General features: G+C 58.9%; 25 protein-coding genes. 4 read left to right on the top strand and 21 right to left on the bottom strand.

From position 1 onward, the window contains the following. Positions 1-56 precede the first annotated feature (56 nt). Together EDD77_RS07625 and EDD77_RS07620 are read right to left on the bottom strand one after the other, a co-directional pair. Entirely contained in the window at positions 57-542 is a 486-nt protein-coding gene (locus tag EDD77_RS07625) for a hypothetical protein (RefSeq protein WP_058964965.1), read from the bottom strand. Between the two features lie 227 nt (positions 543-769). Beyond that, a complete protein-coding gene (locus EDD77_RS07620) occupies positions 770-1,630 on the bottom strand; it encodes a LysR family transcriptional regulator (protein WP_058965083.1) in 861 nt (286 codons plus the stop codon). Between the two features lie 240 nt (positions 1,631-1,870). Here EDD77_RS07620 and EDD77_RS07615 point away from each other — a divergent pair, with 240 nt between their 5' ends. After that, positions 1,871-2,767 carry an NAD(P)/FAD-dependent oxidoreductase gene (locus EDD77_RS07615; protein WP_058965084.1) on the top strand — a complete coding sequence of 299 codons (897 nt, stop codon included), beginning with the start codon at positions 1,871-1,873 and terminating at the stop codon, positions 2,765-2,767. 234 nt (positions 2,768-3,001) lie between these two features. On the opposite strand, the gene EDD77_RS07610 is transcribed toward EDD77_RS07615, so the two are convergent. Further along, a complete protein-coding gene (locus EDD77_RS07610) occupies positions 3,002-3,622 on the bottom strand; it encodes a hypothetical protein (RefSeq protein WP_058965085.1) in 621 nt (206 codons plus the stop codon). Between the two features lie 166 nt (positions 3,623-3,788). Continuing rightward, positions 3,789-8,036, bottom strand: a complete 4,248-nt coding sequence (locus EDD77_RS07605; protein ID WP_058965086.1) for a choice-of-anchor I family protein — start codon at positions 8,034-8,036, stop codon at positions 3,789-3,791. A 271-nt stretch (positions 8,037-8,307) separates the two neighbouring features. Here EDD77_RS07605 and ahpC point away from each other — a divergent pair, with 271 nt between their 5' ends. The 3 genes from ahpC to EDD77_RS07590 all read left to right on the top strand — a co-directional run bounded on the left by ahpC (position 8,308) and on the right by EDD77_RS07590 (position 11,438). Continuing rightward, on the top strand, positions 8,308-8,871 hold the full coding sequence (ahpC, locus tag EDD77_RS07600) for an alkyl hydroperoxide reductase subunit C (protein ID WP_058965087.1): 564 nt from the start codon (positions 8,308-8,310) through the stop codon (positions 8,869-8,871). Positions 8,872-8,947: 76 nt separating this feature from the next. Further along, entirely contained in the window at positions 8,948-10,558 is a 1,611-nt protein-coding gene (locus EDD77_RS07595) for an FAD-dependent oxidoreductase (protein ID WP_243117488.1), read from the top strand. A gap of 79 nt (positions 10,559-10,637) precedes the next feature. Continuing rightward, positions 10,638-11,438, top strand: a complete 801-nt coding sequence (locus EDD77_RS07590) for a class I SAM-dependent methyltransferase (RefSeq protein WP_058965089.1) — start codon at positions 10,638-10,640, stop codon at positions 11,436-11,438. A 109-nt stretch (positions 11,439-11,547) separates the two neighbouring features. Here the strand turns inward: EDD77_RS07590 and eutM are convergent, their stop codons facing one another. The 17 genes from eutM to EDD77_RS07505 all read right to left on the bottom strand — a co-directional run bounded on the left by eutM (position 11,548) and on the right by EDD77_RS07505 (position 25,224). Then, positions 11,548-11,832: an ethanolamine utilization microcompartment protein EutM gene (gene eutM / locus EDD77_RS07585; protein WP_058965090.1), complete on the bottom strand. Its 285-nt coding sequence runs from the start codon at positions 11,830-11,832 to the stop codon at positions 11,548-11,550. A 49-nt stretch (positions 11,833-11,881) separates the two neighbouring features. After that, entirely contained in the window at positions 11,882-12,520 is a 639-nt protein-coding gene (locus EDD77_RS07580; RefSeq protein ID WP_058965091.1) for a phosphate propanoyltransferase, read from the bottom strand. 22 nt (positions 12,521-12,542) lie between these two features. Further along, on the bottom strand, positions 12,543-14,171 hold the full coding sequence (locus tag EDD77_RS07575) for an acetaldehyde dehydrogenase (acetylating) (protein ID WP_058965092.1): 1,629 nt from the start codon (positions 14,169-14,171) through the stop codon (positions 12,543-12,545). A gap of 36 nt (positions 14,172-14,207) precedes the next feature. Beyond that, positions 14,208-14,849 carry a BMC domain-containing protein gene (locus EDD77_RS18665; protein WP_058965093.1) on the bottom strand — a complete coding sequence of 214 codons (642 nt, stop codon included), beginning with the start codon at positions 14,847-14,849 and terminating at the stop codon, positions 14,208-14,210. Positions 14,850-14,861: 12 nt separating this feature from the next. Beyond that, positions 14,862-15,494, bottom strand: a complete 633-nt coding sequence (locus EDD77_RS07565; RefSeq protein WP_058965094.1) for a cupin domain-containing protein — start codon at positions 15,492-15,494, stop codon at positions 14,862-14,864. Positions 15,495-15,526: 32 nt separating this feature from the next. After that, positions 15,527-15,793: a EutN/CcmL family microcompartment protein gene (locus EDD77_RS07560; protein ID WP_058965095.1), complete on the bottom strand. Its 267-nt coding sequence runs from the start codon at positions 15,791-15,793 to the stop codon at positions 15,527-15,529. After that, positions 15,787-16,092, bottom strand: a complete 306-nt coding sequence (locus EDD77_RS07555) for a BMC domain-containing protein (protein WP_058965096.1) — start codon at positions 16,090-16,092, stop codon at positions 15,787-15,789. The genes EDD77_RS07560 and EDD77_RS07555 overlap by 7 nt, the downstream gene beginning before the upstream one ends. Positions 16,093-16,097: 5 nt before the next feature. Further along, the gene (gene eutJ, locus EDD77_RS07550) at positions 16,098-16,940 is read right to left on the bottom strand and encodes an ethanolamine utilization protein EutJ (protein ID WP_058965097.1); all 843 of its coding nucleotides are present in this window, start codon (positions 16,938-16,940) and stop codon (positions 16,098-16,100) included. Next, complete coding sequence (locus tag EDD77_RS07545; protein WP_058965098.1) at positions 16,925-17,569, bottom strand: hypothetical protein; 645 nt, start codon at positions 17,567-17,569, stop codon at positions 16,925-16,927. The genes eutJ and EDD77_RS07545 overlap by 16 nt, the downstream gene beginning before the upstream one ends. After that, the gene (locus EDD77_RS07540; RefSeq protein ID WP_058965099.1) at positions 17,566-18,708 is read right to left on the bottom strand and encodes an iron-containing alcohol dehydrogenase; all 1,143 of its coding nucleotides are present in this window, start codon (positions 18,706-18,708) and stop codon (positions 17,566-17,568) included. Before EDD77_RS07540 ends, EDD77_RS07545 begins: the two co-directional genes overlap by 4 nt. 38 nt (positions 18,709-18,746) lie before the next feature. Continuing rightward, the gene (locus EDD77_RS07535) at positions 18,747-19,220 is read right to left on the bottom strand and encodes a EutP/PduV family microcompartment system protein (RefSeq protein WP_058965100.1); all 474 of its coding nucleotides are present in this window, start codon (positions 19,218-19,220) and stop codon (positions 18,747-18,749) included. Further along, the gene (locus tag EDD77_RS07530) at positions 19,217-19,567 is read right to left on the bottom strand and encodes a BMC domain-containing protein (RefSeq protein WP_058965101.1); all 351 of its coding nucleotides are present in this window, start codon (positions 19,565-19,567) and stop codon (positions 19,217-19,219) included. The genes EDD77_RS07535 and EDD77_RS07530 overlap by 4 nt, the downstream gene beginning before the upstream one ends. A 12-nt stretch (positions 19,568-19,579) precedes the next feature. Beyond that, on the bottom strand, positions 19,580-20,509 hold the full coding sequence (gene cutD, locus EDD77_RS07525; protein WP_058965102.1) for a choline TMA-lyase-activating enzyme: 930 nt from the start codon (positions 20,507-20,509) through the stop codon (positions 19,580-19,582). An 83-nt stretch (positions 20,510-20,592) separates the two neighbouring features. Further along, entirely contained in the window at positions 20,593-23,148 is a 2,556-nt protein-coding gene (cutC, locus tag EDD77_RS07520; protein WP_058965103.1) for a choline trimethylamine-lyase, read from the bottom strand. A gap of 27 nt (positions 23,149-23,175) precedes the next feature. Then, positions 23,176-24,555 (bottom strand): aldehyde dehydrogenase family protein, encoded by a 1,380-nt coding sequence (locus EDD77_RS07515; protein ID WP_058965104.1) that lies wholly within the window; start codon positions 24,553-24,555, stop codon positions 23,176-23,178. Positions 24,556-24,582: 27 nt separating this feature from the next. Beyond that, positions 24,583-24,894: a BMC domain-containing protein gene (locus EDD77_RS07510; RefSeq protein ID WP_058965105.1), complete on the bottom strand. Its 312-nt coding sequence runs from the start codon at positions 24,892-24,894 to the stop codon at positions 24,583-24,585. Between the two features lie 33 nt (positions 24,895-24,927). Next, the gene (locus tag EDD77_RS07505) at positions 24,928-25,224 is read right to left on the bottom strand and encodes a BMC domain-containing protein (RefSeq protein WP_058965106.1); all 297 of its coding nucleotides are present in this window, start codon (positions 25,222-25,224) and stop codon (positions 24,928-24,930) included. Positions 25,225-25,238 lie beyond the last annotated feature (14 nt).

The following is a 25,238-nucleotide window of genomic DNA, read 5'->3' as shown; positions in this document are numbered from 1 at the left end:
GCGGCGGTCTTTTTGTTTTGCTCTCTTTCGCCTCCTACTAAGGTTGCAAACTTTCCTCAATTCCCTGTTGACTTTTTATTTGCAGACTTTGTTTTCAGAAAGGAAACCTGAATGTAAGCATTGATGCCGAAGGCCAGAGTCATGCTGTAATGCGCATTGAAATTCTCTTCCAGAAACTTCACATGCGCCGACTGTTCGTAATCGACCGCTGTGATGATGTCCGTCGCCTTATAAAGCTGCGGCGTCACGTTAAAATAGGTCAGCCCGGTTTTGACCGCCTCATTGTAGATTTTGTAGCGGACAATATCGTTCTCGGCAAATTTTCGGTAGGGATGCTCCTTGCAGTCCAGCAGGATTCCCCGCCAGCTTGTCCAGGAAAGGAACTTTCCTTTTGTATCAAAATAGGAAATGACTGCTTTTTCCCACCCGAAATTCTTATGCAGGGAATCCAGCAACACAGTGGAGAAAAATTCCCGGGCCAAAATCTGGTGCTCCGACATTTCTGAAAAGAATCTTGCCTGACACGCGGTATCCGCTTTCATCTCTCTTTTCTCATTCCTTCCAATAAGCTCCGGCCAATCCGATACCGTGTGCCGTTTTTTGCATCTTCGGCAAACGCATGTGCGGCCTGAAGCCTTTCAAAAAAGCAACATTGCTCATTTTTTAACACATCTATAATATACGGTATTCCGGACAAAAGCGCAAGCACTTTTACGCTCCCCCTTTGTTCTGCATGCAAACCTTGCAGCCCATGTTCCCGGGCGCAACATCACTGCATCCACGCAATCCAGTCCGCAGCAAAAAGGTTGTCTTTCAGGCACACAAAGGAGAATGCCCCGCTCATGGGCAGCCCTGCCAGGTCAAAGCGAACCAGCTCTCCGCGCTCCAGTTCTCCGGATACCGCCGGGGCATACAGGAACGAGACACCCAATCCATCCGCCACCAGCGATTTGATGGTGGAAAAATCGCTGATGGTCGCCACATTCGGATAGCTTTTGAGGGTGCGATTTTCCCGCCGCAGCGCTTCTTCAAAGATGGCCCGGGTACCGGAACCGGGTTCCCGGATCAGAATCCGCTCCGATTCCAGTTCCGTCAGGGATATGGCCCTGCCTGCAAACCGGTGCCCCGGCGGGCAGATGCCGAAAAACTCCTCTTTCCGATACAAAGTAGTTTCATACCGGCTACCCTCAAAAAAGCCTTCCACCAGCACAAAGTCCAGCTTCCCCGCTTCCAGCATCCGGAGCAGAACCTGAGTGTTGTCCACACTCAAGGAAAAAGACGCTTCGGGATAATCCCGCAGAAAACGTTCCACCTTGGGAGCAACCACGAATTCTCCTATTGTTTTGGACGCTCCAATCCGCAGCGAAAGCGGCTTTGGCGCCATCATGGATTCCTCCACCTTCCGGCTGTTGTAGGCCAGAGAACGGGTATACTCCCGCAGTTTCACCCCGGCTTCCGTCAGGCGAAGCACCTTTCCCTCATAGGAAAAGAGCCGGCACCCATAGTGATCCTCCAGATAATGGATGTGGTGGGTCACAGCGGGCTGTGTCAGACAAAGCCGCTCGGCCGCCCGGGTATAATTCATGGTTTCGCACAAGACAAGAAAGGTATTCCAGCGAGGATCCAGCATTGCACATCACCTATTACGCAGATTTATCGACGTATAATAATTCTTCATTTTATTTTATCAACAAAGTGCGATATAATCAAGGCAGCTCAGGAAGGGATGCAGAGAAACCTCAAAAATCTTTTTCTGGCAGATGAGCAATGCCGGACCAGGCCTGCCGCGTCTGATCCTCCACATTTTCAAAACCAGGCATTGGCCCCGATTTTGCCGGGCCTGCCACAAACAGAAAGGAAACGGATCACTATGTATGACATTATCATTATCGGTGCAGGTCCTGCCGGTATCAGCGCCGGCATTTATGCAGTCAGCCGCGGCCAGCGCACACTGGTTCTGGAAAAAGCCCGGGTGGGCGGCATCATCGGAAAGGTTTCCACCGTTACTCATTACACGGCCATTCAGTCCCAGGAAACCGGCGCCACCTTTGCCGCCCGCATGAAGGAGCAGGCACTGAACGCCGGTGTTGAGATTGTTCAGGCTGCCGTGACCGGCGTAAAGCTGAGCGGGGATATCAAGACCGTGACCACTGATCAGGGCACTTACGAAGCCCGGCGGGTCATCCTGGCCAACGGCGGTACACCCCGCAAACTGGGCATTCCCGGTGAAATCGAACTGGCGGGCAAAGGAATGGGAATGAATGCCGCCCGGGACGGTGCTGCTTATAAAGGCCAAAATGTCTATGTGGTGGGCGGCGCCGATGGTGCCGTGAAAGAGGCATTGTATCTGGCTTCCTTTGCCAAGCATCTGACCATCATTCACTTCGAGGAGCAGCTGGGCTGTATCCCGGAGTTTCTCCAGAAGATCGCTGCCACCAACAACATTTCTCTGCGGCTGGCTTCCCGGCTTCATGCCGTTTATGGTCAGGATCAGGTGGAGCGTCTGGAAATTGCCAACGTGCACGACGGCAGCATCGAGAGCGTGGAAGATCCCGGCTGCGGAATCTTCGTTTACGCCGGTGTTGTGCCCAACACCGAACTCTACACGGAACTGACGCTGCAGGATGGCTACATTCCCACCAACGAGAAGATGGAAACCGCCATTCCCGGTGTCTATGCGGCCGGCGACATCCGCGTCAAGCAGGTCCGGCAGGTGGCTACCGCTGTATCCGATGGTGCAATTGCTGCCATCAATGCGGCGATGTGATTGCAGCAGAGTGCAAGGCACAATTTATTTCAGATTTTGAACTTTGCTATCCTTCTTTCTATATAATTTCTCCACATCACACCTGTAAAACTCCCGGGAACAATTCAATGTTCCCGGGAGTTTTACATTTCACGGTTTCGTCCCAAGGAAAAGCAACAGCCCCCTGATACAGGGAACCTGCGTCAGGGGGCTTACTGATGTTCGGTGAAAGGCAACAGGTGTTGATTTGCACGCTTATTGCGGCTTCCATTCGCGCAGATATTTGAAGGGAAACGGAAGCACCGTCCACGCACTGGCGCGCACAAAATCCACCTCCATCAGGGGCAGATACTCCGCAAACTGAGGTTGTCCGCCAGTGGCTGTGACCTTGCGGATGCAGCACGCACGCGCCAGCGATTGTTGCAATGACTGACCGCAAGGGCCGCTGTAATAGTATTGGGCATCGTCCTGTGTAAACAGGCGGATATCCAACGTCCCTGCAAAAAGTTGTTCCTTTGTTTTGTTCTGCTTCATTCCGCTGCCGAGCAGCACACCAGTGCGTGCGAAGATTTCCTCATTCACCCGCCGCCCCAATACCGTGCGAAGTCTCAGGCAACTGGACAGTTGTTTGCGTGTGGCTTGCGGAGCAAGCGCCAACAGATCGCTGTAAATGATCTCCAGTGCCTGCCGCTCTTTTTCCGGGGCATCAGAAAACATATTCTGCACAACCGCTGCCAGAGGCTCCACGCTCAACTGTTCGCCATTGGGGGTTCGAGCCAACAGTTCCTGCAGCAGAGTGATTTCCGGCAATGTGTACCGATCTGTTTTTCGGATCACATGGATATTATCGGGATCCTGATAGACCAGTCCCTCCACATGAGGATCTACTTTTCCGCGATCATCCTGAAACGCCCGGGCAATTTTTTCCTGCTCATCATCCTGCCAGAAGAGCTCTTCCTTCCACTGGCTGTATTCCAGAATGCCGTCGGAATATACCCGAAAGCGGCGGTATCGCTCCTTTTGTCTTTTACTCAGCGAATGCTCAGTACTTTTCCTTTTGCTTTTTGCTGTAAACCACGGTACCGATCATTCCGGCAGACGCCAGCAGCAGCACGCCAACCCAGACCACCAGATTGGCCGAGTCGCCGGTCTGAGGCCCATTTGCCGGTTTGGGTGCGGCAGTGGTGCTGTTCGCGCCGGAAGCATCCTGGGAAACGGATTCCTGAGACGAACTGCTATCGTCGGTGGAAGGAGTTGCCGTCGGGCCCAGCTTCGGCAGCACCTCGGTTTTTGTTTCTCCGCAGATGCTGCACACATACTTGATGTAGCCGTCCTGATCGCCGGTCGCTTCCACACGCTCGGTTTCCACGAAGCGATGTGCCTCCTCGGAGGCTGCGTCGATCAGCTTGATGCGGCCCTGACCGTAGGGATTGCCGTACTGCGCCGCAGAGATCATACCCTTCAGATCATTCTGCAGGTAGCGGATCAGCAGATCCTGATCCTTTCCGCAATCCTCCTGTACCACTTCCGCACCCTTGAACATGGTGTAGCCATCACCACCGCTCTGCAGGGTATACGCGCTGCCTGCCAGCGTATAGAAAGCCGCCGGATCAATGGCTTTGCCGTTCACCTTCACATTCTGCACCCGGCGGGGCTTGGAGGCATCGATGCCGGTGTATACGCCCTGACTGTCGGTCAGAACCGGGCTTTCCTTCACATGGAGATTGATCTCATAGGTCAGACCGGCGGTGTGCATAAAGCCGCCATTTTCCGTCAGACCGGTGCCCTCCTCATTCAGCGGGGCATGGGCGCTCCATTCCAGCGCATCCAGAATCTGCTGACCGGTAACCTTCAGCACGCACATGGTATTGCCGAATGCGTTCACATCCATCAGATTTTTCCGGGTCACAATGCCCTTGTCCACATTTGCGCGAATTCCGCCGCCATTGGCAAAGGCAATGTCCGCGCCGGTGGTCACCTGATAGGCATCCGCCACAAAGTTGCCCAGGTTGGTTTCCCGGTTGCGGATAATCCGGTCGCCGGTGGTCGGATCCACGGTGGTCAGAGCCGCTTCCGTGGAGCCCAGCTCCTCGTAGGTGAACTCCTGCATTTCCTCATACTTATCGATGATTGCCTGAGTCTCCTCGTAGGCTGCCAGAGAAGAAGCGGTGGCGTCCACATCCACCTCCTCCGGCTTGAGAAGCTGGCTGGTAATGCTGCCATCCGCGTAGATGGTCATTTTGCCGAAGTTTTCAAACTTAGTGCCGGTGGAGGTGAGCAGAACGTCTTCCCCATTTTTGTTCTTGACCGCTTCGTCCGTAATGGTGCTGTGAGAATGTGCGTCAATGAACGCATCGATGCCCGTGGTATTGGCGATCACATCGGTGGAACGCCAGGGCTCCGAACCTGCGTCGGTTCCCAGGTGACCCACCGCGATGACCAGCTCTGCACCCTCTGCTCTGGCGGCGTTCACCGCATTCTGAATGGTCTCGTAAAACGCATCCTCGCAGAAGCTGTAGATGTAGTTTCCGTTTTCGTCCTGGAAATAGGCAGGTGTGGATTTTGTATAGGTCTCCGGGGTGGCAATTCCCAGGAAGGCCACCTTCTGACCCGCAACAGACACCATATCATATGCATCAAACACCGTATCGTCGGTCTTCAGATCCACGAAATTGGCGCTCAGATATTCATATTCCGGCATCACATCCGCTTCCGTCTGCCCGGAAAGCTGCTTGAATACATCCATGCCGTAGTCGAACTCGTGGTTACCGGGCACCGCATAATCGTAGCCCACGGAATTCATCAGCTCCACAATGGCCGAGCCTTCGGTCAGAGTTCCGATCACCTCGCCCTGCACCGCGTCGCCCGCGTCGATGGTAATGGTGGAATAGCCCTCGTCCAGCATCTGCTGCCGGTAGGCTGCCAGGGCGGAATAATCCTCCATGGCACAGTGGACGTCGTTTGTGTACAGAATCACAGCATTGTTCGGAATGGGCTCGTAGTCCGGGCCCTCCGGCACATTACCAGCCGCGCTGCCTCCGAAGGAGTAGGCCGCAACGGTGCCGGAAACCTCACATGCTGCCAGCAGCATCGGCTTGCCGTTCAGGGAGAGGAAGCACAGTCCCTCCGGGGACACATCCTCCTTGATTGCCTCGCTGAAATCACGGGTATTGATATAGTTCACATAGCTGGCATTGGCCGGGTCGGTCACATCGTAGACCATAACACCGCCGATGCGCTCCAGTGCAATAAACGCATAAGTGCAGCTGCCGATCTGACCCACGGTAACGGATTCCGATTCCGGGCCCTTCTTCGCGCTGCGATCGTCAATATCCGTATTGTCGTTGGAGCAGTTGAACCAGCTGGGAAGATAGACGGCAGTCTTTGCCTCAAAATCATTCCCGCTCTCGTAGACCAGCTCCATGGTATCCGCATTATAAATGGCGAAGGAGCGGCCGCCGTAAAGGTATTCCTTGGCGGCATCCGGTACGGTGGTGCAGCCTTTGTCCAGCACACGCACCTTTTCCGCCTGGGAGCCATCGGAGGCGGTCAGGGTCGCCTTTGCCTCGTTGACATAGTCGCCCCATTCCCGTGCGTCGCCCTCGTTGGCCGTTACCAGATAGCTGGTGCCGTTTGCCGCAAAAACGCTGATGGCATCCGGCATGTAAACGCCCAACGCACCCGGATATGTTTTGGCTTCGTACTTTTTGTCCTCCACCAGATCGATGGCATTTTGCTCCAGGCTCAGATCCTTGAAGCCCATGCTCCTGACCGAGGTGATGGTCTTGCTGTTCAGATCCACCGTAGCAATGGCGTTTGCTTCCTGCAGGGAAACATATGCCTTGGCATCATCGGGGGAAACCGCGATATACTCCGGTTCCAGATCCGCTGCGGCGGTGTTCATCTGGCCGTTTACAACGCCTATGAGCACGCCGTTTGCGGCCAGCTCCGCTGCGTCGAAGGCTTCAAACCCGGCGGTGGTCACGGTATCCTCCACCAGATCCACAATGGAAACCGAGCCGGCGGGATCAACCGTGCCTTCCCCGTAGCCCTCCCGGGGCTCGCCTTCGTTGGCGGAAAGGATCATGCGGCCATTGTGGGTGAAGGTAACCATATCCGGCTGAACACCGGTTTCATAGGCCGCGATCATGTTGAAATCATAATCCAGCAGAACGATGCGGCCATTGTCCGCATAGCCTGCCGCCTGAAGCGCCACCGCAATGTGATCATTGACCGTATCCACGGCCACGCTGGTCATATCGCCATAGGCAAAGCCCTCCACCAGGCCCCGCATATCCTTGACGTCCTTGATGGCCAGCCCGGTTTCCGAAACAGCCAGGCGGTACAAAAGTCCATCCTGACCATTGACCACATAGGCTTCACCGGTGTCCGCATTGTAGGAAACGATCTCTGCAACGCCGCCATCCTTATTTGCCGCTCCGATGGCCACACTGTTCAGCCGCTCCAGCGTGAGGGCTGCGTTTTCCTCAAAGCTGCCGGTGCGCAGGGGTTCGCCTTCCGGCTCGGACGGTGTTACACTGCCGGTTTCCCCGCTGGAGTTATGCGGGCCCTGCTCGGCGTCCACTGTATCCGCATAGCTGACCTCGCCGCCGTCAGTCTGATTGTTGTCTGTATCCGTGAACGCATTTCTGCGGACTGCCTTTTTCTTGGACTGGATATCGGAATACGCACCTTCATACGCCGGAGGGATCTGCGCCTCTTCGGCATCATTTCCCTGAACCGCCAGAAGATCCACATATCCCTGCGGACGGTTTTCGTCTGTGATTGCTCCGGAGAAGGTTTCCTCCAGAGTCACATCCTGGCTGAACAGCGCCACTGCCACACCCTTGTTGTGAAGGGCAACCTCCCATTCCTGGTCTCCGGCCGGAACCTGATAGTCTCCGGAAGGATCGGCAACCGCCGCACAGCGCACCAGATAATAGCCCTTTGCCGGAATCGTTCCGGTCAGGGAAAGCTCGTGCCAGGCAGTGTCTCCGCCGTCTGTACTGGAGCGGTACTGCAGCTCCCAGCCGGTCAGATCCACCGCCGCATCACAGGGATTGTACAGTTCAATAAAGCTGTGGCTGGCATAACCGTCATCGCTTCCGCCGTACACCTGATTGACCAGAACATGAGGGACCGTTACATCATATCCCCCATCCTGGTTATAAGGGACTCCGGCGGTTGTTCCTTCCTCGGCCGCAACCGTCAGCCCGCCGGGAAACATTGACGCAGCCATTGTGGCGGCCATGATTCCCGCCACCAGTCTACGCTTCCATGTGTCTCTCATAAAGCGCTCTCCTTTTCCTTCAAGCTAGAATTAGGATTCTGGATTCATCCACACCCTTTTCCTATGCTAACGGGTTTTGCACCCAGCTTCCGCCATGCTTTCGTTAATTTATCGTAAAATCCGCCGCACCTGTTTTTTCGGGTGTGCAAGAAAAGAAAGAAACTGTTTCCAATCACAACTGGACGGTTCTACTGCGTTTGCATATAATTTCAGTAATGGTTCGCATTTGCAGGCCAGCATCAAAATCACATTGAAATGGAGGTACACTTCTATGTCCCTGATTCAGAAAGAAATTGCCGATTTTACCGTCCAGTGTTACCAGGACAACGCCTTCCGCGCTGTGAGCAAGGCGGATGTGCTGGGCAAATGGAGCGTTTTCTTCTTCTATCCCGCTGACTTTACCTTTGTCTGCCCCACCGAGCTGGAGGATCTGGCAAATCTTTACGAGAAGTTCCAGGCAGCGGATTGCGAGATCTACGCAGTTTCCTGCGACACCCACTTTGTCCACAAGGCCTGGCACGATGCTTCCGAGCGCATTCAGAAGATCCGGTACCCCATGCTGGCAGATCCTACTCATTGCCTGGCAAAGGATTTTGAGGTATACATTGAGGCCGACGGTCTGGCGGAGCGCGGCAGCTTTATCGTGAATCCGGAAGGCAAAATTGTGGCCTATGAGGTAAACGCAGGCAACGTAGGCCGCAACGCCGATGAGCTGCTGCGCAAGGTTCAGGCCTGTCAGTTCGTGGCAAAGCACGGTGACGAGGTATGTCCCGCCAAGTGGAAGCCCGGCGCAGAGACTCTGAAGCCCAGCCTGGATCTGGTGGGCCAGCTGTAACGAGAAAACGGTTGCCAATCACACTCCTGACAAAGACCCATGGCCCTTTTCGGGCCATGGGCAAATGGGTTTCAGTATGAACAATTTCTACGATGTAATCGTTATCGGCGGCGGCCCGGCCGGGCTTACCGCCGCTCTCTATCTGGCACGGGCCCGTTACCGGGTGGTTGTGGTGGAAAAGGACCATTTCGGCGGGCAGATCACCATCACCTCCGAGGTGGTCAACTATCCCGGCGTGGAGCGCACCAGCGGCACCCAGCTTACCGAAACCATGCGCAAACAGGCGGAGCATTTCGGCGCAGAGTTTCTGCTGGCAGAGGTTACGGCGCTGGACATGACCGGCGAGATCAAAACCGTGCAGACCAGCCGGGGGCCCTTGCAGTGCTTCGGCGTACTGCTGGCCACCGGCGCGCATCCTCGCATGATCGGCTTTCCCGGAGAGGAACAGTTCCGAGGCCGGGGTGTGGCATACTGCGCCACCTGCGACGGTGAATTCTTTACCGGCAAGGATGTTTTTGTGGTGGGCGGCGGTTTTGCTGCTGCGGAGGAAAGCGTATTTCTCACCAAATATGCCCGCCATGTGACCATCCTGATCCGGGAGGAATACTTCACCTGTGCGCAGGCTGTGGCGGATGCTGCCCGGAATCACGAAAAAATCAGCATCCTGACCAACACCGTGGTGGTGGAGCTTTCCGGCGATACCGCTCCCCGCCGCATCCGGATCCGTAACACGAAAACCGGACAGGAAACCGAGCACCGGGCGGCGGAGGGAGAAACCTTCGGCGTATTCGTCTTTGCTGGTTACTCCCCCTCCACCGATCTCGCCCGGGGTGTGGCAGAACTGGACGAGCAGGGCTACATCCTCACGGATCGCAGCCAGAAAACCTCGGCGGACGGGCTGTATGCCGCCGGAGATGTGTGCGTCAAGCCGCTGCGCCAGGTGGTCACTGCCGTGGGAGACGGCGCTCTGGCTGCCACTCAGCTGGAGCTGCTCTGCGCCGCCATGCAGGCCAAAACCGGGATTCATCCCACGCAGCCGACAGCACGCGGCGCAGACCCGGAACCCGTTTCCGGCGGCGGTGAGCTTATCAGCGAGGAGATGGCTGCGCAGCTTCGCACCCTTTTTGAGCGGATGTCCTCTTCCCTGATTCTTCGCCTCTACCTGGATCAGACCGCCGTATCCCGGGAGCTGCGCGGGTATATGGAAGAGTTGGCCGCCCACACCGACAAGCTGACGGTGGAGATTGTCGCTCCGTCCGGAGCGGAACACCTGCCCTGTGTGCAGATCTGCCGCGAGGATGGCAGCTGGACCGGGCTTGCTTTCCACGGCGTACCCGGCGGGCATGAGTTCACCTCCTTCGTTCTGGGCCTGTACAATGCTGCCGGGCCCGGCCAGAGCCTGGACCCACAGACCGAATCGGCCATTCAGGCGCTGCAAAAGCCTGTGAAGCTTCAGGTGCTGGTCTCCCTATCCTGCACCATGTGCCCGGAGCTGGTGACCGCTTCCCAGCGTCTGGCCGCGGCTCATCCTCAGGTGACGGCACAGGTATATGACCTGAACCATTTCCCCGATCTGCGAGAGAAATACCAGGTAATGAGCGTTCCCTGCCTGGTAGTCAACGACGGCGAACAAATTCTCTTTGGTAAAAAGAACCTTCCGCAGCTTCTGGAACTGCTGAACTCCTGAAAACAGTTTGCGCCGCACGGATATCCGTGCGGCGCAAGCTGCTTAGAATCCGTCATTTGAACAGATAAGAGGAGCCGCCATGTCAAAATTCGGAATCATAGAAGACACGCTATTTATTCCTCTGTTGGGCAGAATATACGCCAGTGAACGATACCCGCATATCCTGTACGATAAGAGTGCGCTGAACCTGAAGCTGCAGCTTCCCCTCACAGAACAACCCCATCAGAGCCAATATGCACTGCTTGCCTCCGCCTGCCGGGCAGCCAACATGGACCGTTTTGTCCGAAACTTTTTAACACGCAAACCGGACGGTGCAATCGTTCAACTGGGCTGCGGACTGGAAACAGCCTATTTCCGCTGCGACAACGGGCGGACCCTCTGGTATGCGTTGGATCTGCCCCATGTGATTGACTTCCGAAAAGAACTGCTTGGAGAGCCGGAACGGGAGCACCTTATCGCCGGAGATGCTTTTTCTGAAACATGGATTCATCGGATCCGCACAGAGCTGCCGCACACACCTTTGCTTGTAACCGCAGGCGGATTATTCCATTACTTTGAAGAAACTCAAATTCTGCGTCTGTTTCGGATGCTGGCTGCTTACGGAAATATTGAGCTTGTCTTCGACGCCGTAAGCAGCACCGGGCTTTTGATGATACAGAAAAAATACATGAAACAGGTCGGCCACTCCAATGTGCAGATGTTTTTTGCGGTGGATACCGCCCAGGAGTTGGCCATCAAAACCGGTTATCGACTTCAGGTCCTTACAGAAGAACCCTTCTATTGCCATATCCCCAGAACCGGGCTAAAATTATCCACACGGCTCAACATGAAGCTTTCTGACCGATTCTCCATGGTAAAGATGATACACCTGCAGCTCTAAACATTTTCTTAATCACATACGCAGAAACGGCCCCCGAAGGAAAATCCTTCGGGGGCCGTTCTGCTCTATGGATTCCGTGCTGTGAGAAGAAAAATGGGGGAAGATAAATTTAGTTTTCCTTCACGGAAGGCAGGATGGTCTCCACCTCGGCATGGGGGCGGGGGATCACATGAACGGATACCAGCTCGCCCACGCGCTGAGCAGCGGCGGCACCGGCGTCGGTGGCAGCCTTCACGGCGCCCACGTCGCCGCGAACCATCACGGTAACCAGACCGCCGCCGATGAATTCCTTGCCGATCAGGGTGACGTTGGCAGCCTTTACCATGGCGTCGGCCGCTTCGATGGAACCTACCAGACCCTTAGTCTCGATCATACCCAGAGCATCGTACTTCATAATAATTTCCTCCTGAAAATTTTATAATGTTTGATTCAGCAAATGTTGTTTATACGATCCGAACAGACGACGCGGAGCCAAGGCCCAGAGCATTCGCCTCTTCGGTATCCACATGACATTCCAGCGCGGATTCGCCGGTCACACGGATTACAGTGTTTTTCAGCACGCCGCCCCGCAGGCCGTCCACCTGCAGGTCCACCCACTGGCCGTCGTGCACGCCGAATTTCTCGGCGTCCTTCGGGTGCATGTGGATGTGGCGCTGGGCGATCATCACGCCCTTTTCGGTCTGCACCGAGCCCTTCGGGCCCACCAGCGTGACGCCCGGGGTGCCGTCCAGATCACCGGACAGGCGGATGGGGGCTTTCACGCCCAGCTTGAAGCAGTCGGCTGCCAGGATTTCCACCTGGGTCTGGCTGCGTACCGGGCCAAGGATGCGCACCTTTTCGATCACACCCTTGGGGCCGCAGACGGTGACCGTCTCCTTGCAGGCGTACTGGCCGGGCTGGGAAAGATCCTTCATCTTCTCCAGCGTGTGGCCGGGTCCGAACAGCCGGTCCAGATCACTTTGGGAAAGGTGCACATGCCGGTTGGAAACACCCACCGGAATCTGCTTCTCTTCCCCGCCGGGAGCTGCCTGCTGCTTCACTGCTTCCATCAGCAGCGCCAGCAGTTCATCGCATTGACTCATTGGTTCGCCGCTCCTTTCCAAATCAGTGATTCATGGAAGCGATCAGGTTCCGAACCAGCTCCGCCAGATGAGCGTCATCGGTGAAGCCCTGAGAAGCGTTTTTCAGCTGCTCCGGAGTGTCGATGCTGGATTCCTGCACCGCTGCGCCGCAGCTGGGGCAGCCCTGCCGCCTCTCGAAGGAGGCCACGATGTCCGCAGGGCTGAAGTCCAGCGGGCGCTGGCTGCAGCATTCCGCAGCGGGAGCTGCGGTGCGGCCCAGATCGGGGTGGCAGAAGGACTTGTCGTCCTGCAGCAGGGTGGCGCAGTTCTTCAGACCGTAGGCCACCTTCTTCACGTTGATCAGGTTCAGGGGGCTCACGTTCTCGGATACCGAGCTGCCGCCACAGGTGCCGCAGCCCAGAGTGAAGGCCACGTTCAGGCCGGTGCTGATGCCGGTGCCGCCCATGCTGCCGCCGGTGTTCACCAGAATGCGGGAAGCAGGCTTCACCGCGAATTTGCGGACGATGTCCTCGTTCTGGGTGTGCAGGCTCATGGTATGGCCGATGCCGTTCTGCAGCAGCTGCATGCTCAGCTCGCAGGCCTGCTTCCAGTCCTCCACGGTGTAGAAGGCCAGAACGGTGGTCAGCTTCTCGTAAGAGAGGGGGTAGCCCTCACCCACACCATCCTGCTCACCGATCAGCACCCGGGTGCCCATGGGGATGGAGATGCCCGCGGCCTGTGCGATCACGTCCGGGGTACGGCCCACGAACTTGGCGTTCATGGCGTGGCCGTTCTTGAACAGCAGGCGGCAGACCTTTTCGGTCTCCTCGCGGGTCATGAAGTAAGCGCCCTGGCGCTTCAGCTCATCCACCACCTGCTGACGGTTGCAGGTCTCGCAGATGATGGACTGCTCGGAGGCACAAATGGTGCCGTTGTCGAAGGTCTTGCTGGCCATGATGGCATCCACAGCGGCCTTCACATCTGCCGAGCGCTCGATGTAGGCGGGAGAGTTGCCCGCGCCCACGCCGATGGCGGGCTTGCCTGCGCTGTATGCGGCCTTTACCATGCCGGGGCCGCCGGTGGCGATGATGAGCGCAACCTCCTTGCAGTGCATCAGCTCATTGGTGGCTGCCATGGTGGGCATGGACACACAGCCGATGACACCTTCCGGAGCACCTGCCTTGATGGCAGCTTCGCGCATGACCTCGGCGGCCTTCAGGGTGCATTTTGCAGCCGAGGGATGGGGCGAGAACACGATGGCGTTGCCCGCCTTGATGGCGATCATGGACTTGTAGATCACGGTGGAGGTGGGGTTGGTGGAGGGCACGATACCCATGATCAGACCAGCCGGAGCCGCAACCTCCAGAATCTTCTTTTCCGGGTCCTCGGAGATGATGCCCACGGTCTTCATGTCCTTGATGTCCTCGTACAGCAGCACCGAGGCGGCGTGGTTTTTGTAGGCCTTGTCCAGCGCCTTGCCGAAGCCGGTCTCCTCCACTGCCATCTTGCCCAGACAGGCGGCGTGCTCACGCGCGGCCTCCACCATGCTCTTCAGAATCCGATCGATCTGCTCGCTGGTGTATCCCGCCATCTGCTTTGCGGCGGCGGCACCCTTGCGGGCCAGATCTCTGGCCTCCTGGATGGAGCGCAGATCCAGATCAAACTGTTCCATTGTTTTATCCTTTCCCTGGTTCTTTGCCCAGTCGTTTTATTGCGCCGTTTGTTCCGCGGCCTGCCGGTCATACCAGCGTTCAAATTCCTTGAGCAGGCGGGAGCGGTTTGCCTTGGAGATCGCTCTGCCCGCAATTTCAAATTCCGGATAGCTCCTTGCCAGATAGCGGAGCTTTACCACCGAACAGCTGCCCAGCACTTCCATCAGGCGGGCGGTTCCCTCCTGCCGGAACAGTGCGTCGCACCATTCCCGGCTGATCTGGCCCACCGCCTGCTTTTGCTCCGGCTGCTCCGGTTCCTGTTCCAGCTCCTGAGTCGGCTCAGGCTCCTGCGGCAGGGGTTCCTCACCGCCCTCATCAGACGGTTGCTCCTCCGGAATCTCTTCCGGTTTCGCCGCTTTTTCCTCCGGCGGGCGGAAGAGCGGCTCCACGTCCTGCTGGGGGCGGGCGATCACATGCTGTGTGACCAGAAGCCCGCCACCCAGCCGTTCGGCGGCGGCAGCGCCCGCGCCCACGGCGGCCTTGACCGCCGCCACGTCGCCGGTGACCGAGATGGTCACCAGTCCGCCGCCCACCTTGGTACGATCCAGAAGGGTCACATCCGCCGCCTTGAGCATGGCGTCCGCCGCTTCAATGGAGGCCAGCAGCCCTCTGGTTTCGATCATTCCCAGTGCCTGCATGCGCACCCCTCCTTACAGAAGGTCCGCCCAGTTCGCCGGGTAGGTGGCGTAGAACACCCGGGCCTTGTCCGGCGAGCCCCAGGTCACCTTGGAGCCGGAGGGAACGAACAGCACGTCGCCCGCATGGGCGGTGTAGGTAGTGCCGTCGATGGTCACCGTGAGGGTGCCCTCGATCACATAGTCGATCTCCTCGTAGGTGAGCTCCCAGTCAAAGCTGGAGTTCTCGATCACCAGAAAGCCCGCGCTGATGTGGGACTCGTCCTTGTTCACCAGCTCCTGGAAATAAGCAGTTGCATTGGGGTTGCCGGTGTCAAACACATCCATCTTCACGGTGTTGCCGCGAACGACCTTCAGGCCGTTGGAATGGCGCTGCTCCTGGAAGGGTTTTGTATTCAGTAAACCTTCCAGCATGCCCTTTTCCATGAGCACCTTCAGCACCTGATAGATCTTTTCGCTGTCCAGCTCGGGGCCGCAGCAGGCCGGAGCCGGGGCGCATTCCGGTTCCTTGTCCGCGAATGTGACGCCCAGTGCCTCGGCAGCATCCCGGGCCGAGGGGGTCACGATGGCCCCCGGCGTTACCACGCAAACGGTCTTGCCCGCCTGCTTCAGCGCTTCCACATCCGCCGCGCAAATCAGCTGCTTCATAGTTTCACGTCCTCTCTTGACCGCGCTTTCGGTCATTCCTCAAAGTCGCAGTCCTCGTCGATAATTCCGACCACCGCCGCGTCGGCGGGGATCTCGTCGTCGCCCAGCATCCGCCGGGCGGAGGAACCGGTGGCCACGATCACCCGGTCGCCGATTCCGGCGCCGATGGTGTCGATGACTACCATCCGCTCCCCGGCCCGTGTGCCGCCGATTACCTGAGCAAGGAGGAGCTTGTAGCCATTCAAACCGTCCGCCTTGCGGGTGGCCCAGATGTTTCCGGTGAGTCTTGCGGTTACCATTCCATCTGCCCCTCCTTTTCTCTTCGTTTGATTTCCTCCAGCGCCGCTTCCACCGAGGCGGTGTCGCCGAAGATTGCAAGTAAAATCATATTCTGCGGGCAGCTGCCGCGGATGTCCTCCACGGTCACGCCCACCGCCTTTTCGGCCACATCGGCGGCGCAGACCATCTCGATCAGCCGCCCCTGTACCAGGCCGATGGCATCCACCTGCTCCAGCTTATTCGCCTGCCCCGAGCCCTTGCGGCGGGAGAGAATCTCCAGCGTGCCCGGGCTGGGGGATTTGATGATTCGACACTCCATGGCGCTCACTCCATTTCCTGATCGGTGCAGCTCATGGCGATTCCCAGCGGGGTGACGAACATGGGGTTACGGGGCTTGTAGGTGGGAATGCCGGTTTTCTTTTCGATGATGGACTCGATGCCGGTGAGGCAGCAGGTGCCGCCCACCAGATACAGGCCCTGAACGTCGTAGCCTTCCACCTGACGGCTGATGATGGCTGCCACCTTCTCGATCACCGGCTTCAGTACCGGCAGGATCTCGCTGTGGTGCTCCGGCTGGCGCTTGTATTTTTCCGCGTCGCCAAATTCCATCTTGTAGGCGCCCGCCAGCACCAGCGAAAAGTGGGTGCCGCCGGTGGCCTCGTCGTCCACCCGGATCACCTTGCCGTCCTTCAGGATGGAGATGCCGGTGGTGCCGCCGCCGATGTCCACCACGGCGCCGTTTTTGATCTTCAGCACCTGGTTTGCGGCGGTGGGCTCGTCCAGCAGGGCGGTGATTTCAAAGCCTGCGCCCTGCACCACGTTCTTGATGGCGCCGCCGTCCAGACTGTCGGTGCCGGGAGGGATGGCGGCTGCGGCGTAGATGAGCTCGGTGCCCAGCTTTTCCTCCAGCTCCTCCTTCATCTCCCGCACCAGCCGGATGGCTCCGATGTAGTCCACCACCATGCCGTCCCGAACAACATCTGCATACCGGTATGCGCCTGCCACCGGCCGGCGGTTTTCATCCAGAACCGCCAGCACCACGCAGGCGGTTCCCAGATCCACGCCGGTATAGTAAACGGAAGAGGGCGTTTTCACCGGCTTTTTGATCACCTGTTCAAATTCTTTGACCAGGCGGTCGCATTCTGCAAATGTTACTTCTTCTGGCATACGGTTCCTCCAAATGAATGGCAGATCATCTGAGACAATCGGTTAATAATGCAATGGGCCGGCAGCTTCTTTTCCTCCGGCAGGTGAGCTTCCAGACGGCGCAGGCCGCAGCGAAGCAGATGCAGTCTGACCAGCGTTTTTCCGCCGGGGGTCTGGGCGTGGAAGCCGGTGACTTCAAAGCAGTCCTCCATCCACTGGCCGCAGTTTTCCGGGCCGATGCCGGTGCACCGGGGGCAGAGGGCCAGCCACTCGGCCTGCTCGACCGGTTCTTCCCCAGCCAGCCGGGCCAGCCTGCGTTCCAGATCAAAGACCTGGCCCGCTGCAAGCACGTCCCGGTCCATCAGGTCCAGACCCGCCTGCAAAAATTCCGCCTGTAATTCTTTCAGGTCCAGCTGCCAGTCCGCTTTCGGCGCATCGCTGTTTTCCGCGCTTTGGGCGACGGGCTTCTCTATGGGATCGGCTGGGTGAGCGGCTGGCTTTTTGGGGCCGTCCGCTTCCAGCCGAATGCCCCGGTCGGTCAGAAACTGCCGGGCTCCGGGGGTAAGGCGGGTGCCCGGTTCCGGTGTGTAGCTGGTAAAGGGTTCCGCACGGTAGCGGTTGCGCAGGTCCTGCTCGGTGATGAATTTCATACCGAACCCCCTTTACAGAGTTCCCTGTAAAGGTCTTCCAGTTCACAGGGTTCCGGTACCCGGGGATTGGTCTCGGTGCAGCCGTCCTGCATGGCCTTCTGGGCCATGACCGGCACCTGCTCCAGAAACGCTTCCTTTTCCACCCGGCAATCGGTCACATAGAAGGGCTCGTTGATCCGCTTCATCAGGTTCCGGATCTGCCGGAGCAGGTTGTGTACCGCCGCTTTGGGGGTCGCGCCGCCGATGCCCAGCATCTGGGCGATCTGGGCGTACCGCAGCAGCGCCCGGCTTTCGTCCTTGTAATCCAGCGCCGCATTGTAGGCGACCACATGGGGCAGCAGCAATGCGTTGCTTCTGCCGTGGGGGATGTGGAACGCCGCGCCCAGTGCGTGGGCCATGCTGTGGCAGATGCCCAGCGATGCGTTGCTGAAGGCGATGCCTGCCACACAGGAGGCGTTGTGCATGTGTTCCCGGGCTTCCATGTCCGATCCGTCGGCCACGGCCCGTTCCAGATACTGCCACACCAGCCGGATTGCCTTTTCGGCGCAGGCGTCGGTGAAGTCATCCGCCTTGGTGGACACATAGGCTTCCAGCGCGTGGGTGAGCACGTCCATGCCGGTGTCAGCGGTGATGGCCGGGGGCACCGATGCGGTGAGCGCCGGGTCCAGGAAGGCTGCGTCCGGCACCATGGCCTGATCCCGCAGCGCGTATTTCACCTGAGCCTGGGTGTCCGAGATGACCGCGAAAGAGGTCACCTCGCTGCCGGTGCCGCTGGTGGTGGGCACCGCGGCCAGCATGGGCCGCGCCCCGCCGTTCATGGCTCCGTACAGCTGACCGGCTGCCTTGGCAGTGTCGATGGCCGAACCGCCGCCCAGTGCCACAATGCCATCAGGCCCGAACTTCTTCATGCCCTGAATGGCGGCGGTGACCACCTCAATGGACGGGTCCGGCACCACATCCGAGAATATCTCGGTCTCGGTGCCCGCTTCGTGCAGGATCGAGGCAAGCTCCTCTGCCCGGCCGCATTTTTTCATAAAGGGGTCGCAGATGATGTAGGCCCGCTTCATGCCAAGGCCCTTGATCTCCTCCAGCGAGGACTGGCCCATGTGGATGCGGGTACTCATGAGAAAATGTGCCATCCTCTTTCCCCTCCTTTCCTTGTTGTGTTTGCCCCGGTTCATTCTTCGGGGCGTTGGGTTTCATTTCTTGGCGGCATGTGGGGCGCCAGCGTTTTTAAAAACGCCTGCACGCTTTCCGCCTCGCGGATGCTCAGGAGCAGCACCGGCTCTGGAACGCCCGCTTCCAGCAGCTGCCGCCGTGCGCTTTCCGGGTTTGCATCGGGCAGATCACAGCGGGTCACCACGCCGATCACCGGCACTCGGAAGGCCTTTGCAAAGGCGGGCGGATAGGCCCGCTTTTTTCCGGCTGCATCCGCCGCCATCACCACACAGCAGGCATCCTGCGCGGCGGCGATGAGGTGCTTGTGCATCCAGGGGCTTTCCAGATAGGCGCCCGGTGTATCCAGCGTTTTCTCCCGATACACCATGTTGGGCACCCGGCGTATTGCCATCTCCCTGCCTTCCAGCAGGGCGGCCAGTGTGGTCTTGCCGCTTTTCTGCGGCCCGATGAGCATGATCCGTTTTCTTCTCACGTCCGGGTCACCTTCGCAGCGGCAAAGCCCAGCACGCGCTCCAGCGTGTCGGTCACAGCGGCCAGCGCCGTGTCCACGCTTTCCACGTCGCCAGTGATCACCACCGAACCGGTGAACCGGTCCAGAAAACCGATCTCCACATCCGACGCTTTCGCGGCGATGTCGGCGGCGATCATGGCGGTTTCGAAGGGCGACAGGGTCAGGATGCCGATGGCTCCCTTGCCTTCGATGCCCAGACATTCGTAGATTTCCGGCACAGGGGATGCGATCACATGGGCGATGGTCACCTGCTTGCCGGGAACCGATTCCTCGATCACCCGGCTGGCCGGGATGGGCGTTTCGTTCATGGTTTCGCCTCCTCAGTGCCGGACCACGGTGACCGGGAAGTTCCATTCCTTCATCCAGCCCTCGATCCGGTCCAGATCCTCCTTGCTCAGGCTGGGGTCGCCCTCGATGGGATAGGGCTTGTCCAGCTGGGCGTATTTGCCCACGCCCATTTTGTGGTAGGGCAGCAGGTCCACGCCTTTAAAGTTGGGGTCGTCCCGGAAGGGCAGCAGGAACTGGATCACCTGATCGATCTCTTCCCTGCTGTCGTTGATGCCCTTCAGCATGGGCATGCGAACTTTCACGTTGTAGCGGCGCTTGAGCAGCTCCTTCAGGTTCTGCAGAATCTGCTCGTTGCCGATACCGGTGAGCTCGTTGTGCCGTTTGGGATCCATGTGCTTGATGTCGAACAGGAACAGATCCACATATTCGGCAATCTGCAGCAGCTTGTCAGTCTTGATGTGACCGCAGGTCTCGATGGCGGTGTTGATGCCCTCGGCCTTGCATTCCATCAGCAGATCCCGGGCGGCCTCGGTCTGGGCGGTGCATTCGCCGCCGCCCAGCGTCACGCCGCCGCCGGACATGCTGTAAAACGCTGCGTCCTCCTGCACGATCTCCAGCAGCTCGGACACCGTCTTTACCTGACCGGTGATCTCCAGCGCTGCCTGGGGGCAGACCTGGATGCACTTGCGGCAGCCGGTGCAGTCGATGTCCCGCCGGACCTCATGCTTGCCCGTCTCTTTCGAGATGGTGTGGATGCCCACCGGGCAGGCCTGCACGCAGAGGCCGCAGTCCACGCAGGAATTTTTCTTGAACATGACCTGCACCTTACGCTCCAGGCCTTCGGGGTTCGCACACCACTTGCAGCGCAGCGGGCAGCCCTTGAAAAAGACGATCGTCCGGATGCCGGGGCCATCGTACATATTGTATTTCTGCACATTGAAGATCAGAGCTTTTCGTTCCATTTTGCTTCGTTCTCCTAACCACGGTCCGGTTTGATCCGTTGTAGTAGCCGGGGTCCAGCGGGCCCCGGCCCTGTTTTAATGAATTAGAAATGGTTCAGCATGGTGCGGCTGATGATCTCGTCCTGCACGTCCTTGCACAGCTCCACGAAGAAGGCGCTGTAACCGGCCACGCGAACGATCAGGTCGCGGTACTGTTCGGGATGCTTCTGGGCCTCGATCAGAGTCTCGTTGTCCAGATAGTTGAACTGCATCTCGCCGTTGCCGAACATGCAGGCGGTACGCAGCAGAGTGATCAGGCTCTCCTCGCCTTCCGGGGTATCCAGCAGACCGGCCATGATCTTGAAGTTGTGAACCATGCCGATGTTCATGCTGTCGTTGGACATCTTGGACACCGACTTGATGATGGCGGTGGGGCCCTTGAAGTCCGCGCCCTGGCTGGGGCTGATACCGTCGGACAGAGGCATCCAGGCGTGACGGCCGTTGGCGGACGCGCCGGTCATCTGACCGAAGGGAGTGTTGTTGGAGATGGACAGGGTGCCGTGGCTCAGGATGGAGTACAGGGTCTTGTACTTTCTGTGCTCGTGCTCGGTGAAGTTCACCAGATCGGCGGCAATATCGTCGGCGTAGTCGTCGTCGTTGCCGTACTTGGGAGCGTTCAGGCAGTCGGTGCGGATCTGCTCGTAGCCCTGGAAGTCGGCCTTCAGAGCCTCGTTCAGCTGCTCCAGCGTGTACTTCTTCTCGTCAAAGACCAGCTTCTTGATGGCGGCCATGGAGTCGGCGTAGGTAGCAAGACCCGACCATACCACACCGGGGCCGAAGTTGTACATGGCGCCGCCGGAGGATACGTCCTTGCCCTTCTCCATGCAGCCCTCGTACATGATGGACATGAGGGGCTTCGGAGCCAGCTCGCGGTGTACGCGCTGGGAGATGACGGTGGCCACGCTGGTCCACTTGGTGATGTACTTGATCTCTTCCTTGACGGCGGCCTCGAACTCCTCGTAGGTCTTGAAGCGGCTCAGATCGCCCATATCGGGGCAGACCTGCTTGCCGTACCACAGGGGCACGCCGTGGTTGAGCACCAGCTCGATGCAGATGGGCCACTGGGTGTAGGCAGTGGAGGTCCACTGGTACAGGCGGCCGGCCTTCTGGGGCTCCACGCAGCCCATCAGACAGTAGTCACGGGCATCCTCGATGGAAACGCCCTTGGCCAGCATCATCTTGATGTGGGTGTCGTCGAAGTGGCAGGCGGGGAAGCCCATGCCGGAACGAACCACGTCCACGATCTTTTTCAGGTACTTGCGGGGAGACTTGTTGTGGATGCGGCAGGCCAGAGAAGGCTGGTAGATCTTCACATGGCGAACGGCGTCCATCAGCAGGTAGGTCAGGTCGTTGGTGGCGTCGCGGCCCTCACGGGTCACACCGCCCACGCACATGTTCACGAAGGGCTGGTAACCGGCGAAGAACTTGGAGCCGCCCTCACTGGTGATCCACATCATTTCGGACATCTTGATCAGCATGCAGCCGGCCAGCTCGAAGGCCTCGAACTCGTTCATGCGGCCGGACTCGATGTCCGCCTTGTAGAAGGGGTACATGTACTGGTCCACGCGGCCGATGGACATACCGGTCTGGTTCTCCTCCACCACCAGCAGGGACTCGATGGTCCACACGGCCTGGATGGCTTCCCAGAAGGTTTCGGGCTTGTGGGCGGGAACGCGGGCGTTCACCTCGGAGATCTTGTACAGCTCCGCCTTACGCTTGGGATCAGTCTCCTTCTCGGCCAGCTCGCGGGCGTACTCGGACATTCTGCGGGCGTAGATCATGACGCCCTCGGTGGTGTCGATGATGGACTTGTAGAAGTAGATCTTCTCGATGTCCTCGGGGTTCTCGTAGTGCAGCTGGCTCAGGTGCTCCTTGGCCTCGTTCTGGATGTCCAGCATGCCCTTCTTCATCAGGATCACGTCGTAGCCGGGGTTGGAGTCACCACCGCCGTTCAGAGCGTGGTAGGAGCAGTCGGACACGAAGGACTCGCCGGACATCTCCCAAACACCGGCCTCACGGTACTGGTCTTCACAGTACTCGTCCACGGATTTGCCCTTCCAGAAGGGGAACAGCTCTTCACGCATGATGCGCTTGTCCTCTTCGGAAATGTAGAAGGGATCCTGCGGGCGGGTGCCGATGGTGTCGATCTCATCCACCATCCAGCGCCAGGCGATATCCGGGGAGAAGGCACCGGCGCGGGGGGCGCCGCAGGGAGCGCCAACGATCAGCTCGTTGTCCTGAATGACCAGAGGAGCGGTCTCGCAGCAGTAGCGGAAGCACTTGGCGCGCAGCTCGATCTTGGGCATGCCGGGGTTCTCGGCCGCGATCTTGGTGATGGCGCGGGCCCGGTAGGTGGTGATGGAGGGCTTCTGCTTCAGGTAGTTCTCCTTCAGCAGCTTCAGGCGGCGGGTCATGCCGTCGGGAATGCCGGTGCCCTCAGCGGGGTACTCCGCCGCACAGCCGCAGCTCTCGGCGGGAGCCTCTTCCCGGGTGATTTCCTGGGAAACGGACTCAAACATCTTCATCAGCGACGCCTTTTCCTCCGGCGTCATATTCTTTGCAGCTTCTGCAAGCTTGTTGGAAAATTCTCGAATATCCAAAATCAGTGTCCTCTCTTTCTTGTGGAGTTACTGGTTCGAGGAAAAGCCGCGCATTCCGAACGCTGCCTTTCGGCGATAAATCAGATTCATGGGGGAAATATTATCCGCCGTGATGCCCTGGCCCGCGCTCACGCTGCCCAGGATCACCGTGGGGAACAGCCGGGTGGTAACGCCCGCTGCGCCCATCACCGCCGGGGTGTTGATGAGCACCCGGCCCACCGGCTTTTTCAGTGCGAACTGCCGGATCACCTCCGGGTCGCGGGAGTGAATGGTGAGGGTGTTGCCCTTGCTGCCGTTCACCAGAAGCTCGATGCACTTTTCGCAGGCGTGGGTCCAGTCCTCTTCAATGTAGAAGGCCATCACCGGGCAGAGCAGCCCGTTGGCGTAGGGGTTGTAATCGGTGATGTAGGCCTGCTGTGAAACCAGCACCCGGGTGCCCTCCGGCACCGTGAAGCCCGCCTTTGCAGCCAGCCAGCAGGCCGATTTGCCGATGTAGGCTTTGTCGGCTCCGGCAGCGCAATGGGGATGCAACCCCAGCAGATTCGTGAGCTGCTTCTGCTCCTCCGCAGTCATGAAGTAGGCGCCCTGGCGTTTCAGCTGGGCTGTGGCAGCTTCAGCGATCTGCCGGTCCGCCACCACATACTGTTCTCCGCCTGGGCCCATGCCGTTGTTGAAGCTTCGGCTGGCCACGATGTCCGCCGCCGCCTTTTCCAGATCGGCGGTTTTCTCAATGAAGGCGGGGCCAGGGGCGATGCCGCCGTACAGCACCGGTTTGCCGGTGGCTGCGGCCTCCTCCAGCAGGCTGCACCGTCCCATATTCAGGATCAGTGCCGCGTGGGGGTGGCGGAACATGGCCAGCGCACCCTCCCGGGCGGCGGTCTCCGCGCAGGCCAGTGCCCCTTTGGGCAGGCCGGCCTCCTCCGCGCTCTGGGCCAGAACGGCTGCGGTCTGGGCCGTAACACCGGCCGCTGCGGGATGCGGGGCGAACACCACCGCGTTCCCGGCCTTAACCGCCGCCACCGCCGCGCAGAGCACCGCGGCCACCGGGCTGATGGACGGCACCGCCGCCGCGATCACGCCCATGGGCACGCCGATTTCCAACAGGCCATTTTTCTCGTCCTGCTCCAGAACGCCCACGCACTTCATACCGGCGAGGCTTTTTTCCATGCCCTCTGCCAGCATCCGGCACAGGCGCAGCTCGTCGGCTTCACCGCCGCGGCCCGTCTCCTGCACCGACTGCCGAACAAGGGCTTCCAGGCGGGGCCGGATGCCCCGCAGCATCTGTTCTGTGATCCGGTCCAGCTGGTGTTGTTCAAAAAGAGCCAGTGTTTTTTTCGCCTGTGCCGCATCCTCCATCAGGACGCGGGCTTCCTGGACCGCTTTCAGATCTTTGTCGATGGATCTCATTTCACTGCTCCTTCATGCCCTTTCGGTTTATTCCTGCGGCAGCAGGTCATCGGGCAGACTGTAGCGGGCCACGATCTTGCTCAGATCCGGGTGCGGGCGGGGGATGACCACCGAACTGTAAACGTCGGCGTCCATGGCCTTTACCGCCTTCACGCCCGCGTCCACTGCGGTGCGGCAGGCACCCACATCACCCTGTACCACCACGGAGATGTAGCCGGAGGCCACATTCTCATAGCCGATCAGGTCCACATCCGCGGCCTTGCACATGGCATCTGCCGCCTCCAGGGCGAAGACCAGGCCGAAGGTCTCGATCAATCCAATGGCTTCGTATCTTTCCATAGTCGTTCCTCTCGTGCAATCGTTGATGGTCGGTCAGGCGTCGATGTCGTGAGCCGACACGATCGCGCCCACTGCCTTGATGGGCCGGGGCATCACGTTCTTGGCGGTCAGCTTACCGATGGCGGCGGCCGCCTCGGCGCCGGCCTCCACCGCGGAACGAACCGCGGCCACATCGCCCTTGACCATGATGGTCACCAAGGTGGAGCCCACGTTCTCGTAAGAGATCAGCTCCACATCCGCCGCCTTCAGCATCTTGTCGGCAGCTTCCAGAGCGGGAACCAGGCCCAGGGTCTCCACCAGGCCCAATGCTTCTTCACCGTAATATCTCATGCAGGGTTCCTCCT

It is taken from the genome of Allofournierella massiliensis (genome assembly GCF_004345265.1).
Taxonomy (GTDB): Bacteria; Bacillota; Clostridia; order Oscillospirales; family Ruminococcaceae; genus Allofournierella; species Allofournierella massiliensis.
Note: the sequence above shows the minus strand (reverse complement) of the source record. Positions and strands in the feature narration are given on the sequence as shown.

Coding starts and splice junctions, on each gene's coding strand:
- EDD77_RS07625 (WP_058964965.1), bottom strand. CDS start 542: ATGAAAGCGGATACCGCGTGTCAGGCAAGATTCTTTTCAGAAATGTCG.
- EDD77_RS07620 (WP_058965083.1), bottom strand. CDS start 1,630: ATGCTGGATCCTCGCTGGAATACCTTTCTTGTCTTGTGCGAAACCATG.
- EDD77_RS07615 (WP_058965084.1), top strand. CDS start 1,871: ATGTATGACATTATCATTATCGGTGCAGGTCCTGCCGGTATCAGCGCC.
- EDD77_RS07605 (WP_058965086.1), bottom strand. CDS start 8,036: ATGAGAGACACATGGAAGCGTAGACTGGTGGCGGGAATCATGGCCGCC.
- ahpC (WP_058965087.1), top strand. CDS start 8,308: ATGTCCCTGATTCAGAAAGAAATTGCCGATTTTACCGTCCAGTGTTAC.
- EDD77_RS07595 (WP_243117488.1), top strand. CDS start 8,948: ATGAACAATTTCTACGATGTAATCGTTATCGGCGGCGGCCCGGCCGGG.
- EDD77_RS07590 (WP_058965089.1), top strand. CDS start 10,638: ATGTCAAAATTCGGAATCATAGAAGACACGCTATTTATTCCTCTGTTG.
- eutM (WP_058965090.1), bottom strand. CDS start 11,832: ATGAAGTACGATGCTCTGGGTATGATCGAGACTAAGGGTCTGGTAGGT.
- EDD77_RS07580 (WP_058965091.1), bottom strand. CDS start 12,520: ATGAGTCAATGCGATGAACTGCTGGCGCTGCTGATGGAAGCAGTGAAG.
- EDD77_RS07575 (WP_058965092.1), bottom strand. CDS start 14,171: ATGGAACAGTTTGATCTGGATCTGCGCTCCATCCAGGAGGCCAGAGAT.
- EDD77_RS18665 (WP_058965093.1), bottom strand. CDS start 14,849: ATGCAGGCACTGGGAATGATCGAAACCAGAGGGCTGCTGGCCTCCATT.
- EDD77_RS07565 (WP_058965094.1), bottom strand. CDS start 15,494: ATGAAGCAGCTGATTTGCGCGGCGGATGTGGAAGCGCTGAAGCAGGCG.
- EDD77_RS07560 (WP_058965095.1), bottom strand. CDS start 15,793: ATGGTAACCGCAAGACTCACCGGAAACATCTGGGCCACCCGCAAGGCG.
- EDD77_RS07555 (WP_058965096.1), bottom strand. CDS start 16,092: ATGGAGTGTCGAATCATCAAATCCCCCAGCCCGGGCACGCTGGAGATT.
- eutJ (WP_058965097.1), bottom strand. CDS start 16,940: ATGCCAGAAGAAGTAACATTTGCAGAATGCGACCGCCTGGTCAAAGAA.
- EDD77_RS07545 (WP_058965098.1), bottom strand. CDS start 17,569: ATGAAATTCATCACCGAGCAGGACCTGCGCAACCGCTACCGTGCGGAA.
- EDD77_RS07540 (WP_058965099.1), bottom strand. CDS start 18,708: ATGGCACATTTTCTCATGAGTACCCGCATCCACATGGGCCAGTCCTCG.
- EDD77_RS07530 (WP_058965101.1), bottom strand. CDS start 19,567: ATGAACGAAACGCCCATCCCGGCCAGCCGGGTGATCGAGGAATCGGTT.
- cutD (WP_058965102.1), bottom strand. CDS start 20,509: ATGGAACGAAAAGCTCTGATCTTCAATGTGCAGAAATACAATATGTAC.
- EDD77_RS07515 (WP_058965104.1), bottom strand. CDS start 24,555: ATGAGATCCATCGACAAAGATCTGAAAGCGGTCCAGGAAGCCCGCGTC.
- EDD77_RS07510 (WP_058965105.1), bottom strand. CDS start 24,894: ATGGAAAGATACGAAGCCATTGGATTGATCGAGACCTTCGGCCTGGTC.
- EDD77_RS07505 (WP_058965106.1), bottom strand. CDS start 25,224: ATGAGATATTACGGTGAAGAAGCATTGGGCCTGGTGGAGACCCTGGGC.